Consider the following 13,163-nt stretch of genomic DNA (forward strand, 5'->3'; position numbering starts at 1 on the left):
GGGGCGGGATGGCGTGATGAAGCAGTTGAAAGCGCTGCCCGCCGCGATGCGTGTACGCGGCTTTACCATGGTCGAGCTGGTGATGGTGATTATCGTGCTGGCCGTGCTGGGCGGTATGGCGGTGCCGCGCTTTTTCGAGCGCAAGGGTTTCGACGCGGCATCCTATACCGAGCAGCTGAAGGCCATGCTGCGGTATGGCCAGAAAATCGCCATCTCCCAGGGGCGCAACGTGTATGTGCGGGTGAATGGCAGCGGTATCGTGCTGGCCTATGATGCGTTCTATCTCATTTACGCGATCGCACCCGCCGGTATCAACGATGGCAGCGCCAGTACGGTCAGCCTGTGTGGCAGCACGCAGAACCGCGCCTGTGCCGGCGTGCCCGGCGGCCTCACGCTCACCGGCGGCACCAGCTTCTATTTCGACCCGACCGGCAAACCCTTCCTGGTGACGAATACACCGCCTACGCTGACTTCTACCTTCTCAACCCTGGTGCTATCGCTGACCGGTGATGGCAGTACCCATAATGTCACGGTGGCGGCGGAAACCGGCTATGTCTATTAATCCTCCACGCCGAGGGAGCGAACGCGGCTTCGGACTGGTCGAGCTGGTGATGTTCATCGTCATAGTCAGTATCGCCGTGCTGGGCGTGCTGCAGGCACTGAGCAGCAGCGCCCGCAATAGCCCTGATCCCATGCTGCGCAAGCAGGCGCTGGCTATCGCCGAAGGACTGCTGGAAGAGGTGCGTCTGGCCCACTTCAGCTATTGCGACGGCAATGATCCGGTTGCCGAAAGCCCCAGCACCACCAGCCCGGCTAGTTGCACGGTGGCCGAGGGCGTCGGGCCGGAAGCCGGCAACAGCCGTCCCTACGACAATGTCAACGATTATGTACTGGCCTTCGGCACGCCCATGACCTATTCAACGGATGCGGCCGGTAACAATTTTCCGAATGGTTATAGCGCCACGGTAACCATCAATCCCGACAGCGCTCTGGGACCGGCCGGCGCGCAGATTAGCGCCGATGCCACCCCGGCGAATATGAATGTCCTGCGCATTACCGTGGCCGTCAGTTATCCGGGCGGTTATTCGGTGGTGCTGGATGGCTACCGTACCCGCTATGCGCCGAGGTCGATATGAAGCGCAGCAGAATGCAGGGTTTCACGCTGGTTGAGCTGATCATCGTGATCGTGATTACCGGCATACTGGCGGGCATGGTGGCAATTTTTCTGCGCAGTCCGGTACAGAGCTATGTGGATACGGCGGCCCGCGCCGAACTGTCCGATATCGCCGACCTGGCCTTGCGGCGGCTGGCCCGCGATGTGCGTCTGGCGCTGCCGAACAGCGTCTATGTTTCGGCGGACCGCAAGATGCTGCAATTTCTGATCGTGAAAACCGGTGGCCGCTATGTCGATGTCAGTGATGCGCCACCTGCTACTCTGCTGCCGCTCGATTTCAGCCCGAGCGCCAGCCTGTCCTTCGACATTGCCGGCGCCGCACCGAGCGGACGTCAGCAGATACTGGCCAATGATTACATCGTGGTGTTCAATATCGGCGCGGCACCGGCCGATGCCTACACGGGGGGAAATATCGCCCGCGTGGCGTCGGTCTCCGGCACGCGGGTGACGCTGGCGAGCAATCCGTTTGCCACGGCCTCGCCCAGCATGCCTTCGCCTACCAACCGCTTCCAGGTGGTGACGGGCACGGTGACCTATGTCTGTGCGCCGGTGGCGGGCGGGGGCGGCACGCTGACCCGCAACTACAGTACGTCGATCTTCGGCCCTAGTGGCCTGGGTGCACCGCCATATGGCACGCCGGCCTTGTTGGCAAAAAAAATCTCCGGCTGCGCTTTCGACTACACGGTACTGGCCAACACCAATGCGGCGCTGGTAGGCATGACGCTGACCCTGACGGCACCGAATGGCGAGAATGTCAGCCTGAGCCGGCAAGTTCACGTGGATAATACGCCATGATGCTGCCTAGCCTGATACGCTCCGCCCAGCGCGGCTTTTCCATCGTGACAGCCTTATTTCTGGTGGTGGTGCTGACCACGCTGGCAGTGGCCGTGATGGTGCTGAGTACCTCGCAGCAGACCACGGTAGCCATAGACCTGCTGTCATCGCGCGCCTACGAGGCCGCGCGCGCCGGTGTCGAATACGGCTTGTACCAGAAGCAGATCAATGGCAGTTGCGTGGCCAGCCGTTCGTTTGTGCCGGGCGGCTCGCTGTCGGGCATGACGGTGACGGTGCTGTGCAGTGTGGTCTCTACGCCGGGCATGGGCACCAGTCTGGATCAGGTGACGATCACTGCCACGGCCTGTAATATGCCCCAGTCAGGTGCCTGCCCGAGCGGCGTGGCGTTCAGTAATAATCCTGATTACGTGCAGCGCACGGTCACTGTGCAATTCTGAATCATGATGCCGATCGCCTATCTTCCTCTGCTGCTGACGAACTGGCTACGCCGCACCTTGCTGCTGCTGGGCATGCTGCTGGCGGGCAGTGCGCTGGCCGATACGCCGATCAAGCTGTTCAAGAGTTTTGCCGGCAATGTGAGCTTTACCGGTACGCAGAAGTCCATGCGGACCAAAGACAATACCGTCGACCCCTGCAGCGTCAACACGGGCACCATGAATATGGTGCTGAACGGTGTGCCGGCTGGCGCCACTATCCTTAACGCGCAGCTGTACTGGGCCGGTTCCAGCTCTACCCCCGACTATACGGTGAGTTTCGATGGTGTCAGCGTCACGGCACCCGCCAACCGCAGCTTTGTTTCGTCTCCCATACAGCTGGATTTCTTTGCCGGCGCAGCCGACGTTACCACGCAGGTCAAGGCCAAGGGCAATGCCACTTACACGGTAGGTGGCCTGAGCATTACATCAGGTAGCCCGTACTGCAATAATCAGACCGTGCTGGGTGGCTTCCAGTTGCTGGTAGTTTATTCGCTCGCCAGCCAGCCATTCCGCGTGCTGAACATCTATGAAGGCTTCCAGTACATGCAGTATTCCAGCCAGACGCTGACGCTGGCTAACTTCAAGATTCCGTCACCGCTAGGTAGCGCGACGGGGCGCATCGGTCACATTACGTGGGAAGGGGATAACACCCTGTCGGGCGGGGGCGAAATTCTGCGCTATAACGGCGTGGAAGTCACCGATACCATGAACCCGTCTGGTAACCAGTTTAATTCGGCCAGTAACATCAATAATGATTCCGCTTCCTACGGTATCGATTTCGACGCCTACACGGTGGCCTCGCCCGTGATACAGGCAGGCCAGACGCAGGCGCGCAGCGATTATCAGGCGGGGCAGGATCTGGTGCTGCTCAACGCCGAAGTGATCGCTGCGCCCAATGTGCCGGCCACCGATCATGGTGTGTCGATGACGCTGCAGACGCCGCTACAGCCTTCGCAGGCCAGCAATTACCTGATCAATGTGGTGAATAACGGGCCTATGGCCGAGGGCGGCCCCATCAAGGTGGTGGATGTGCTGCCGTCCTCGCTGGTCTTTGTCAGTGCCAGTGGCACCGGCTGGGCTTGCAGCAATATCGACCAGACGGTCACCTGCCTGTATTCCGCCACCGCGGCAGCGGGCGCCAGCCTGCCGACGATTACCTTGCGCGTGACGGCGGCCGCAGCGGCATCAGGCCTGATCACGAATAGCGCTACCGTCAGCGGGCCGCTGTATGACTATTACGATGGCAACGATACTTCCACCGTCAGTACATCGGTGGGGGTTGCGACGATTGCGCCGACCTATGGTTTTACCGATAGTGTTTGCCTCAACGGACTGCCGTTCGGCGATCCTGCCCAGACTTGCAAGCTGATCGACTTCAACGCCCAGCAGAATCTGGGCAATGACCAGATACCGATGTATCTGACCTATCTGATATCGAACGTGCCGACGGCGGTGGCCAGTAATGACACGACGATCAAGCTCAAATATGCGCTGGCCTGTTATGACCCGATCCAGGATGCAGGTATACGGGCGACGTTTACCAAGAACCACGGTAGCAAGGTCACACTACAGTTGTGCTCGCGCTCGGGGGCCTTGCCGGGTCCAAACTCTGCCTACTGGACCAGCCTGAACGACGTGGTATTCGATGGCGGCACGGCCAGTTCCGCGGATTACTACCTCTTCCAGTATGCAGATGTGGGCCGTATCGAATTCCTGGTCAGCGATAGCTCGGCACGGCTGGGTACCAGCAGTGCTTTTGTCGAGCGTCCGGAGCGGCTGTTGCTGGTGCCACCGGCCGGTAACAAGGCGCGCAATCCGGCCAGCGTCAGCGATCCCGAATTCCTCGCAGCGGGGACTAATTTTTCCATGAGCGTGCAGGCGCTGTTGTATGGCGGTGGGCTGGCACCGAACTTCGGCAAGGAAACCAGTCCCATCCAGGTTTCGCTGCTGGCGCGGCCTGCCACGGACAGTACGGGGGCGCGACTGAACGATATGGTTGACACCGGGGCTGATCCGGAGGCTCCGCTGGCATTCAGCGGCAGTTTTGGTGCATTTAGCGGCGGGTTGGCTAGCGGTGCGGCGTTTTCCTATGCCGATGTGGGTGTGCTGGAATTGACTCCGGTGCTTAGCGCTGGTTATCTGGGCACGGGCAATATACAGGCCGAGGCTGTCAACGTAGGACGATTTGTTCCAGATCATTTCAAGACCGTCATGAATGCGCCCATGGTGTGCGATCCGAACGGCATGAGTTGTCCGGCCAACGTCGATGGCATGGCTTATTCGGGCCAGCCGCTCGACCTGCAGGTGGTAGCGCAGAACGTGCAGAACGGTACCACCAAGAACTATCGCGGTGCGCTGGCGCGGCCCGTGCTGCTGAGCGCCTTTAGCGCGCCCGGCAGCACCACCACGCCCAATCCGCCAGCCAGTCCCAGCGGCGCGGCACTGACGGCCAACAGCGTCACAGCGGCAAGCTTTGTTGATGGCACGGCCAGCACCCATCCCGTCTACACGCTGCCGAATCCGTATGTGGCCAGTGCACCCTATGCCAGGAACTGGGTGCCACCGACCATGGTGTACATCCGCGCCAGCGAAACCGGCAGCAGCAGCGATGGCGTAACTTCCTTGCGCAGCAATGCCGAGGAGGGCGGTGTGGCGGTGGTGGCCGGCCGGTTGCTGGTGCCGAATGCCTATGGCTCGTCGCTGCTGCCGGTGCCGCTGCAACTGTCGGCCCAGTATTACGGTGCCACCAGCCGCAGCGGTGTGACCAGCTATTCCTGGCGCGCCAATCCCAGCGATAGCAGCACCAGTCTTACGCTGGCCAGTGCCTTGCAGTATTCCAACTGCGGTCTGGTGTCCTGTCCCACACTGGCCAGCGGTGCTGCGGCCGTGCTGACCATGAGCAGCGGTAGCGCCACCACCAGCCTGAAAGCGGGAACGAGCAGCGCCAAGAGCGCTGCGGATGTGAAAGTCAACGGGCCTGGCTGGCTGCCAACGACGCAAGGGCGCGTGACATTCGGTGTTTACCGCAGTCCGGTGATCTTCTTGCGGGAAGTGTATTGAATCAGCCTCATTTTGTTCCGTCTGGTGATAGAAAGTAATCGAACTTGCACCTAGTCCTAAAAATGCGGCAACCTGGCCATGAAACTTGAATATAATCAAGGATGTGTGGCGATTATTGAAAGCAGCACCTAATCATTTGAGAACCTCGGATGCGTTTATTCGGAAAAGCAGGTAACAAGAGCGGCTGGCTGGCACTGGTGCTGACGGCGGACGGGGTGCAGGCTGTCGCCATCGAACGGCGCAGCGGCAGCCAGCCGCGCGTACAGCTGGCCCAGACCTATACAGCACCCGGCGGCTATCCGGGCACGATACTGTTCCGCGTGGCGCGTGACCTGCATGCTGCCAACTACCACTGCACTACCTTGCTCGGCAGCGGTGCCTATCAGTTACTGCTGGTGGAGGCACCGAATGTGCCGGCGGCGGAAATGAAGGCCGCGCTGGGCTGGCGCGTGAAGGACATGATCGATTTCCCGCTCGAAGAAGCCACTCTCGATTTGGCCATGCTGCCACCGCCGCAGAACAGCAATATGCACAACTCGCAGGCCTATGCCGTGGTGGCACGCAACAGCATTCTGGCGCCGCACCAGCAGATCTTCTGGGAGAACAAGGTGGCGCTCGATGCCATCGATATCGACGAGATGGCGCAGCGGAATATTTCGGCCTTGCTGGAGCCGGAGGGGCGCGGCGTGGCCATGCTGTCCTTCTATACGGACGGCGGCTTGCTGACGGTGAGCTTCAATGGCGAGCTGTATCTGGCACGGCGCATGGATATCACCTTGGGCCAGCTGCTCGAAACGGACGCCGACCGTCTGCAGCATCTGCATGACCGTATCACGCTGGAATTGCAGCGCTCGCTGGATCACTTCGAGCGGCAATTCTCGTTTGTGACCATTGCCAAGCTGGTGCTGACCCCGATCGGAAATGGCGAGCTGCGCAACTATCTGGCCGCCAATCTTTATCTGCCGGTGGAGCAGCTCGATCTGGCCAGTGTGCTTAACCTGGACGACGTGCCCGATCTGCAGCAGCTGGATCAGCAGGCCGGCTATCTGCGTGCCATCGGCGCTGCACTGCGCACGGCGGAGGTGGCGGCATGAGCCAGCAGATCAATCTCTACAACGTCGCCTTCGAACCGCAGAAGAACTATGCCACCACGCCGGTGGTGCTGGGGGTAGTGCTGACTACCGTGCTGGCGCTGGGCGTGTTCACCGCATTGGCGAAAAGCCAGCTCGGCGAGACCAGAGCGCAGGCGCAGAAGGTTCAGGCTGAACTGGACGCACGCCTGGCCAGCAAAACGGCGGCGACGGCCGCCTTCGTGGCGCCGCGCAAGAGTGAAGCGCTGCAGCAGGAAGTCGATCAGGCCAGCACTACGCTGGCCAATCTGCAGAAAGTGGCAGGCTTGCTCGACCAGGGCCATAGCGGCGCCGTGCATGGCTATTCGCCGTATTTCCGTGCACTGGCACGCCGTACCAGCGACGGCCTGTGGCTGACCGGGGTGCAAATCGTGGGCAATGGCGACAGCATAGGCCTGCAGGGGCGGGCGCTGAAACCCGGCTTGCTGCCGCCATACCTGGCCGGCCTGTCGGGCGAGGCGGTATTACGGGGTAAGAAATTCGCCCAGCTCGATCTGCACGAGCCGGCCAGCAGTGCCAGCGCTACAGCTGAAGCCGACGTGGCGGCGGGGGGCGTGCAAGCCCCGGCCCGTGCGGCAGCGCCACGGTTTATCGAGTTCAGTCTGCAGTCGACGGCCGACGTAGCTGGCAGCAAGGCGGTGCAACCATGATGGCCAACTGGAAGAAATTCGACACCTGGCTGATGGCGCTGAGCTTGCGCGAGCGGCTGCTCGGTACCCTGTGTCTGGTGCTGCTGCTGGTGTATCTGGGCTACCAGCTGGGACTGGAGCCGCTGTACCGCCAGAATGCCGTGCTGCGCGATACGCTAGAGCAGCAAAGCCAGCAGACCAGCGCCATCGATTCGGAACTGGCCCAGATGGCAGCGGCCTCCAGACGTGACCCAGATCAGGAGCTGCGCCGCAAGCTGGCCACGGTACAGGCGGACAGTGCAGCTCTGCGCGAAAAATTACGCGTCGCGCAAAAAGGCCTGGTCGCGCCCGAGCGCATGGGGCCCTTGCTGCAACAGATGGTCAATGGCCACGGCAAACTGCGCCTGGTATCGCTCAAGACGCTGGTGCCGCAAGGCACGGCCGATGGCCAGTTCCAGGCCAACGAAGGCAGCGATGCGCGCAGCAGCGCCACGCCGCTGTTGTACCGGCATGGCGTGCAGGTAGTATTGCAGGGTAGTTATCTGGATATGATCACCTATCTGGAAGCGCTGGAAGCCATGCCGCAACAGCTGTTCTGGGGCGACGCTGTACTCGACGCGAGCGGTAACGGCGCCGCGCGGCTGAGCCTGACGCTCTATACCCTGAGTCTGGATTCGAAATGGATAGCACTGTGAAGCGCCTGCTGGGCGCGCTAGGACTGGCCTTGCCCTTGCTGGCAGGTGCACAGCAGTTGCAGGACCCGACCCGCGTTCCTGCCGGGCTGGGGGAAGGCTCGGCGCAAGCGGGCGAAATGGAAGGCGCGCCAGCTGCGCCGCGTCTGCAATCGATACTGATCGGTGCAGCGCCCAACAACCGGCGGCTGGCGGTGATCGATGGCGTAACGGTGACGCAGGGCGGCAAATTTGCCGATGCGGTCGTGGAACGTATCAATGATAATTCGGTAGTGCTGCGACGTGGCAAACTGCGGGAAACCCTGATCCTGTTTCCCCAGACTCCGGGTGGCCTGCAGGTAAGCGGGAATAAACGATGACTAACTACGAGCGTTACATGCAAAAGATGATCTACTGGGCGGGCGTGCTGGGCGCGTCGCTAATGCTGGCGGCCTGCCAGACGCAAGTGCCACGCGATACCTATAACAGCATAGACCAGCAGCTCAAGGCCGCCGCGAATTCGGCCCGTGCGCCGGCCGCTACGCCGGCGGCGGTGGAAGCGGCCTTGCTGCCGCCGCCGGCGGCCACGCTGGCAACCGAGTTGCCCAAAGCGCGTACCGTGATGGAAGAGCGCTTCAATGTGTCGTTCAATCAGGTGCCCGTGCAGCAGTTCTTCAGCTCGATTGTGGCCGGTACGCGCTACAACATGCTGGTCCATCCCGATGTGACGGGCACGATCTCGGCCAATCTGAAGGATGTCACCCTGTTCGAGGCGCTCGATGCCGTGCGCGAGATGTATGGCTACGATTACAAGGTGGAGGGCACACGCATCTACATCCGTCCGCTGACCATGCAGACGCGGATTTTCCAGGTCAATTATCTGAGCGCCACCCGTAAAGGTAACTCGAATGTGCGCGTATCCTCGACCTCGGTGAACACGGTAGGCACCGTGGTTTCGGGCCAGAATGGCAATGCGGGCACGGGCTTAGGGAGCAATGGTCAGGGCAACCAGCCGCAGCAGCCAGGCCAGCCGGGCCAGAACCAGCAATATGCGCTGGAAGATGCCAGCAATGTCAAAACCTCGTCGGCCACGGATTTCTGGACTGAACTCAAGGAAGCGCTGGTAGCACTGGTGGGCGGTGTCGGCGAAGGCCGCAGCGTCGTCATCAGCCCGCAATCGGGAGTGGTGGTAGTGCGTGCCTTGCCCGAGCAGCTGCGCAGCGTCGAACAGTATCTGAAAGCCACCCGGCTGGCGGTGGAACGCCAGGTCATACTGGAAGCCAAGATCCTCGAAGTACAGCTGAACAGCGGCTATCAGAGCGGCGTCAACTGGGCCAGCTTTGCCTCCTTCGGCGGTGGCGGCAGCAACCGTGTGTCCGGTGGCGTGATCTCTCCCGGCACCGGGCTGGCCCCGCTGCCGGCCAATGGTGGCCAGCCAGCTACCATGACCAGTGGCGGCACGGCCGGCATCAGCGCCAGCGCCGGCTATACGCTGTCGAATGCGGCGAATAATGCCGGCACACTGTTCGGCATGGCATTCCAGACCAGCAATTTCGCAGCCATGATTTCCTTCCTCGAGTCGCAGGGTTCGGTGCATGTGCTGTCCAGTCCGCGTATCGCGACCATGAACAACCAGAAGGCTGTGCTGAAAATCGGTACGGATGAATTCTATGTGACGGGGGTGAGCACCACCACCAACTCCAACGTGAGCGGCAATACCACCAGCCCGAACGTGACGCTGCAGCCATTCTTCTCCGGCGTGGTGCTCGATGTGACGCCGCAGATCGATGAAGAAGGCAACATCATGCTGCACGTCCATCCTTCCGTCAGCCAGGTGTCGACCGTCAACAAGATCGTCAATCTGGGCAGTGCCGGTTCGCTGCAATTGCCGCTGGCCGCATCCAGTACGTCGGAAATGGATAGCATGGTGCGTGGTCAGGATGGCCGTATCGTCGCTATCGGCGGCCTGATGCGCCAGGCCACGGTATCGGATGCCAGCCAGGCGCCCGGCCTCGGTGATGTACCGCTGGTAGGCGGCTTGTTCCGCAATACCGAGCGCAGCATGCAGAAACGCGAGCTGGTGGTGCTGATCAAACCGACCATCGTCGATGGTGCGTCCAGCTACGCGCAGGAGCTGGATGACGCCAGCCGCCGTATCGAACAGCTGGCGCCGCGTAACGGGGGACGCAAGTAAATGTATCAGGCTCACTTTGGTCTGAGCGAGATGCCATTTGGCATTACGCCTGACACCAGCTTCTTCTTCACCAGTCCGCATTCCCAGCAGGCGCTCAACACGCTGCTGGTGGCGGCACGCAGTGGTGAAGGCTTCATCAAGATTACTGGGGAAGTGGGTACCGGCAAGACGCTGTTATGCCGCAAGTTCATGGCTTCGCTGGGCGCAGGCTTTGTTACGGCGTATATTCCTAATCCGTATCTGGAACCGCGCACGCTGATGCTGGCACTGGCGGACGAACTGGAATTGCCGCTGCAGCGCGATGTGGACCAGCACCAGCTGCTGAAATCGCTGACGCTGCGCCTGATGGAACTGGCGCGCGAAGACAAGCAGGTGGTGCTGTGCCTCGATGAGGCACAGGCCATACCGCTGGAAAGTCTGGAAGCGCTGCGTCTGCTGACCAATCTGGAGACGGAAAAACGCAAGCTGCTGCAGATCGTGCTGTTCGGCCAGCCGGAACTGAACCAGCATTTGCAGGCCAACTCCATACGCCAGCTGGCCCAGCGCATTACTTTTCACTATCATCTCGGGCCTTTGACGCGCGACGACATGGAGTACTATCTGTCTCATCGCCTGCGCGTGGCGGGCTATACGGGAAGCCGGCTGTTCAGCCGTGGCGCCATCAGCAGCCTGTACAAGGCTAGTGGCGGCATACCGCGTCTGATTAACATTATGGCCAACAAGGCTTTGATGGTATGTTACGGAGAAGGTAAACAGCAGGTAACGAAACGCCATGTAGGACTGGCGGCCAGCGATACTGTAACCCGCGATAAGCGCTGGGTGTGGTGGCTGGTTGGGCTGGTGGTGGTGGCTGCGGCAGCAGGCGGACTGACTTGGGCGTTGATGAAATGAGTTTGATAAACAAGATGTTACAGGATCTCGATGCGCGCGGTGGCAGCGCTGATGGCGGCTTGCGCCAGCAGCAGTTGCACGCCGTCGAGGTCCCGGCGGCGGAGCATGCCAAGTACAAGCTGGGTGCGATCGCGCTGGCCGTGGTAGCGCTGGCGGGGGCTGGCTGGTATGGCTGGCATTACTGGCAGGGCCAGCGTGCTGCCCATGCGGCTGGCGTGGCGGCTGCTGCAGTTGCGGCACCGGCTGCAACGCCCGCACCTGCCGCTACACCGGCGCCAGCCTCAGTGCCGCCACCCGCTGCAAGCCAGAGTAGCGCTGCCGCAGTAGCGTCGGCTGCTAGCGCTGCGTCGCAGGAACTGGTGCCGCTAGGCGCGGCGGATGCGGCTGCATCGGCAGCAGCGACCGTTAAAGCCGAAAAGAAAACACCAGCCACTATGCCGGCCACGCCGGTGGTGGCGGCCAGCGTCGCTGCGGCGCCAACCGATAAAGCTGCGACGCCTAGCGATAAGGCGCCGACCGTACCGAAAGCGTCGCCAGCACGCAGCGAGCGCAAGGCTGCGGTGCCAGTTCGCAGCAGTGATGAAACGGGCGAAGCGGGTACCATCACCCATAATCTGAGCCCGAGGCTGATGGCCGAGAACACCTACCGGCGCGGTCTGGTGGCGTTGCAGGAAGGCCGTGTCAATGCTGCGCTGGCGGATTTCGAGCGGGCGCTGGAAATCGATCCGCGCAATGAAGCGGCGCGCCAGACCTATATCAGCCTGCTGCTGGAGAATAAGCGCAATGACGACGCGGTGCGCCAGTTGCGGCTGGCACTGGGCATAGATCCGCGTCAGCCGGGGCTGGCGATGATACTGGCGCGCTTGCAGCTGGAAAAAGGCGGCCCGGCGTTGCAGACGCTGCTGACGACCTTGCCGTATGCCGGCAGCAATCCCGAATACCATGCCTTCCTGGCCGGCGTGCTGCAACGCGAGCAGCGCCACGCCGAAGCGGCCCAGCACTACCGTGATGCGCTGCAGCTGACGCCGCAGAACGGCATCTGGTGGATGGGGCTGGGCATATCGCTGCAAGCAGACAATCATCCAGCCGAAGCGCGCGAAGCTTATCGCCGCGCCCGTGCAGCGACCGGCCTCTCGGCCGAGCTGCAAGCCTTTGTCGAGCGCAAGCTCGAGGCCCTGTCGCGCTAGTTCGTCACAGGCTGGCCTGTTCGCCCCAGATCTGTTTCATGCTGAAGCGCAGGCCCGCGTCGTCCTCGCTGAGGGCGGCGTTGATGGCATAGCCGGCCACGTTGCTGCTGCGCTGCACGGGCGGGGTGAGGGCGCTGCCGTCGGCATCACGCAGGCAGCTGATGGGCTGGCCACCGCTGCCATCGTGCCGGCCGCTGACCACCCCCAGTTCGCCATTTTGCAGACGCACCAGTGTGCCGGGCGGATAGTCGCCCAGCTCCAGCCGGAATAGCTGCAGCAGTTCCGGATCGACTGGTGCCTGGCGGTCCTGCTGCAGATTGCGCAGCGCCTGATCGGGCACGATGGAACGGCGGTAGTTGCGGGCCGACACCTGGGCGCAATAGCGGTCGGCCAGGCTGAGCAGCTTGGCATTGCGCGTCACCTCGGGGCTGGCCACGCCGGCCGGATAGCCGCTACCATCATCGTTCTCATGGTGCAGCAGCACGCAGGAAATCCACTCGTCATCATCGATGCCCGCATGCTTGAGCAGGCTGACGCTTTCTTCCGGATGGCGCCGGATCACGGCGATTTCCTCGTGGCTCAGCGAGGACTGCTTGTGCTGAAAGCTCTCGTTATGGCGCAGCATGCCCACATTCATGGTCAGGGCTGCCGCCGCCAGCGTCTGGGTCTGCGCTGCGTCCAGCTGCAGGCCGCGGGCGGCAATGATGGTGACGATGGCGGTTTCTATGCAGTGGCGCACGGCGTAGCTACCGGCGATCTGGCACAGCAGTATGCTGGCCAGTGCGATATCTGGCTGGATTTCAACGGCCTGCAGCACCTCGAGGGCGATCGCGCGCAGCTCGCTCTCGGCCTGATGTTCGTTGCGCAGATTATGCAGCAGCTTTTCCAGCCGCTGATTGGATAGGTTGAGCCGGCGCAGCACCGAAGGTGCGGCCGCCGTCATGGTCTCGCTCATG

Annotated in this window: 13 protein-coding genes; 12 read left to right on the forward strand and 1 reads right to left on the reverse strand. The window is 61.8% G+C overall.

The window, feature by feature from the left end; all coding sequences use genetic code 11:
- The first annotated feature begins 16 nt into the window (after nt 1-16).
- The 12 genes from GTP23_RS20790 (at nt 17) to GTP23_RS20845 (ending at nt 12,207) form a co-directional block, all read left to right on the forward strand.
- Nucleotides 17-562, forward strand: coding sequence for a pilus assembly FimT family protein (locus GTP23_RS20790; protein ID WP_202412291.1), 546 nt, complete (start codon nt 17-19; stop codon nt 560-562).
- Nucleotides 552-1,136 (forward strand): type II secretion system protein, encoded by a 585-nt coding sequence (locus GTP23_RS20795; protein WP_161036898.1) that lies wholly within the window; start codon nt 552-554, stop codon nt 1,134-1,136. The genes GTP23_RS20790 and GTP23_RS20795 overlap by 11 nt, the downstream gene beginning before the upstream one ends.
- Nucleotides 1,133-1,969, forward strand: coding sequence for a prepilin-type N-terminal cleavage/methylation domain-containing protein (locus GTP23_RS20800; protein ID WP_161036899.1), 837 nt, complete (start codon nt 1,133-1,135; stop codon nt 1,967-1,969). The genes GTP23_RS20795 and GTP23_RS20800 overlap by 4 nt, the downstream gene beginning before the upstream one ends.
- A complete protein-coding gene (locus GTP23_RS20805) occupies nt 1,966-2,406 on the forward strand; it encodes an agglutinin biogenesis protein MshP (RefSeq protein ID WP_161036900.1) in 441 nt (146 codons plus the stop codon). The genes GTP23_RS20800 and GTP23_RS20805 overlap by 4 nt, the downstream gene beginning before the upstream one ends.
- 3 nt (nt 2,407-2,409) lie before the next feature.
- Nucleotides 2,410-5,505, forward strand: a complete 3,096-nt coding sequence (locus GTP23_RS20810; protein WP_161036901.1) for a DUF6701 domain-containing protein — start codon at nt 2,410-2,412, stop codon at nt 5,503-5,505.
- A 149-nt stretch (nt 5,506-5,654) separates the two neighbouring features.
- Complete coding sequence (locus GTP23_RS20815) at nt 5,655-6,599, forward strand: type IV pilus biogenesis protein PilM (RefSeq protein WP_161036902.1); 945 nt, start codon at nt 5,655-5,657, stop codon at nt 6,597-6,599.
- Nucleotides 6,596-7,285, forward strand: a complete 690-nt coding sequence (locus tag GTP23_RS20820; RefSeq protein WP_161036903.1) for a PilN family protein — start codon at nt 6,596-6,598, stop codon at nt 7,283-7,285. The genes GTP23_RS20815 and GTP23_RS20820 overlap by 4 nt, the downstream gene beginning before the upstream one ends.
- Nucleotides 7,282-7,959, forward strand: a complete 678-nt coding sequence (locus GTP23_RS20825) for a type II secretion system protein GspM (RefSeq protein ID WP_161036904.1) — start codon at nt 7,282-7,284, stop codon at nt 7,957-7,959. Before GTP23_RS20820 ends, GTP23_RS20825 begins: the two co-directional genes overlap by 4 nt.
- Nucleotides 7,944-8,315: an MSHA biogenesis protein MshK gene (locus tag GTP23_RS20830; RefSeq protein ID WP_161036905.1), complete on the forward strand. Its 372-nt coding sequence runs from the start codon at nt 7,944-7,946 to the stop codon at nt 8,313-8,315. The genes GTP23_RS20825 and GTP23_RS20830 overlap by 16 nt, the downstream gene beginning before the upstream one ends.
- Nucleotides 8,316-8,332: 17 nt before the next feature.
- Nucleotides 8,333-10,129 (forward strand): pilus (MSHA type) biogenesis protein MshL, encoded by a 1,797-nt coding sequence (mshL, locus tag GTP23_RS20835; RefSeq protein WP_229256213.1) that lies wholly within the window; start codon nt 8,333-8,335, stop codon nt 10,127-10,129.
- Nucleotides 10,130-11,020 (forward strand): ExeA family protein, encoded by an 891-nt coding sequence (locus GTP23_RS20840; protein ID WP_161036907.1) that lies wholly within the window; start codon nt 10,130-10,132, stop codon nt 11,018-11,020.
- Nucleotides 11,017-12,207 (forward strand): tetratricopeptide repeat protein, encoded by a 1,191-nt coding sequence (locus GTP23_RS20845; RefSeq protein WP_161036908.1) that lies wholly within the window; start codon nt 11,017-11,019, stop codon nt 12,205-12,207. The genes GTP23_RS20840 and GTP23_RS20845 overlap by 4 nt, the downstream gene beginning before the upstream one ends.
- A 4-nt stretch (nt 12,208-12,211) precedes the next feature.
- Here GTP23_RS20845 and GTP23_RS20850 read toward each other — a convergent pair whose 3' ends face one another.
- The gene (locus GTP23_RS20850) at nt 12,212-13,162 is read right to left on the reverse strand and encodes an HD-GYP domain-containing protein (RefSeq protein WP_161036909.1); all 951 of its coding nucleotides are present in this window, start codon (nt 13,160-13,162) and stop codon (nt 12,212-12,214) included.
- Nucleotide 13,163: the final 1 nt, after the last annotated feature.

This window comes from Duganella fentianensis (genome assembly GCF_009857835.1).
Taxonomy (GTDB): Bacteria; Pseudomonadota; Gammaproteobacteria; order Burkholderiales; family Burkholderiaceae_D; genus Rugamonas; species Rugamonas fentianensis.

What these genes read in the sequence shown, in the direction of transcription:
- GTP23_RS20825 (WP_161036904.1), top strand. Translation starts at nt 7,282, where the DNA reads ATGATGGCCAACTGGAAGAAATTCGACACCTGGCTGATGGCGCTGAGC.
- mshL (WP_229256213.1), top strand. Translation starts at nt 8,333, where the DNA reads ATGCAAAAGATGATCTACTGGGCGGGCGTGCTGGGCGCGTCGCTAATG.
- GTP23_RS20815 (WP_161036902.1), top strand. Translation starts at nt 5,655, where the DNA reads ATGCGTTTATTCGGAAAAGCAGGTAACAAGAGCGGCTGGCTGGCACTG.
- GTP23_RS20845 (WP_161036908.1), top strand. Translation starts at nt 11,017, where the DNA reads ATGAGTTTGATAAACAAGATGTTACAGGATCTCGATGCGCGCGGTGGC.
- GTP23_RS20800 (WP_161036899.1), top strand. Translation starts at nt 1,133, where the DNA reads ATGAAGCGCAGCAGAATGCAGGGTTTCACGCTGGTTGAGCTGATCATC.
- GTP23_RS20795 (WP_161036898.1), top strand. Translation starts at nt 552, where the DNA reads ATGTCTATTAATCCTCCACGCCGAGGGAGCGAACGCGGCTTCGGACTG.
- GTP23_RS20810 (WP_161036901.1), top strand. Translation starts at nt 2,410, where the DNA reads ATGATGCCGATCGCCTATCTTCCTCTGCTGCTGACGAACTGGCTACGC.
- GTP23_RS20790 (WP_202412291.1), top strand. Translation starts at nt 17, where the DNA reads ATGAAGCAGTTGAAAGCGCTGCCCGCCGCGATGCGTGTACGCGGCTTT.
- GTP23_RS20850 (WP_161036909.1), bottom strand. Translation starts at nt 13,162, where the DNA reads ATGAGCGAGACCATGACGGCGGCCGCACCTTCGGTGCTGCGCCGGCTC.
- GTP23_RS20820 (WP_161036903.1), top strand. Translation starts at nt 6,596, where the DNA reads ATGAGCCAGCAGATCAATCTCTACAACGTCGCCTTCGAACCGCAGAAG.
- GTP23_RS20830 (WP_161036905.1), top strand. Translation starts at nt 7,944, where the DNA reads ATGGATAGCACTGTGAAGCGCCTGCTGGGCGCGCTAGGACTGGCCTTG.
- GTP23_RS20805 (WP_161036900.1), top strand. Translation starts at nt 1,966, where the DNA reads ATGATGCTGCCTAGCCTGATACGCTCCGCCCAGCGCGGCTTTTCCATC.
- GTP23_RS20840 (WP_161036907.1), top strand. Translation starts at nt 10,130, where the DNA reads ATGTATCAGGCTCACTTTGGTCTGAGCGAGATGCCATTTGGCATTACG.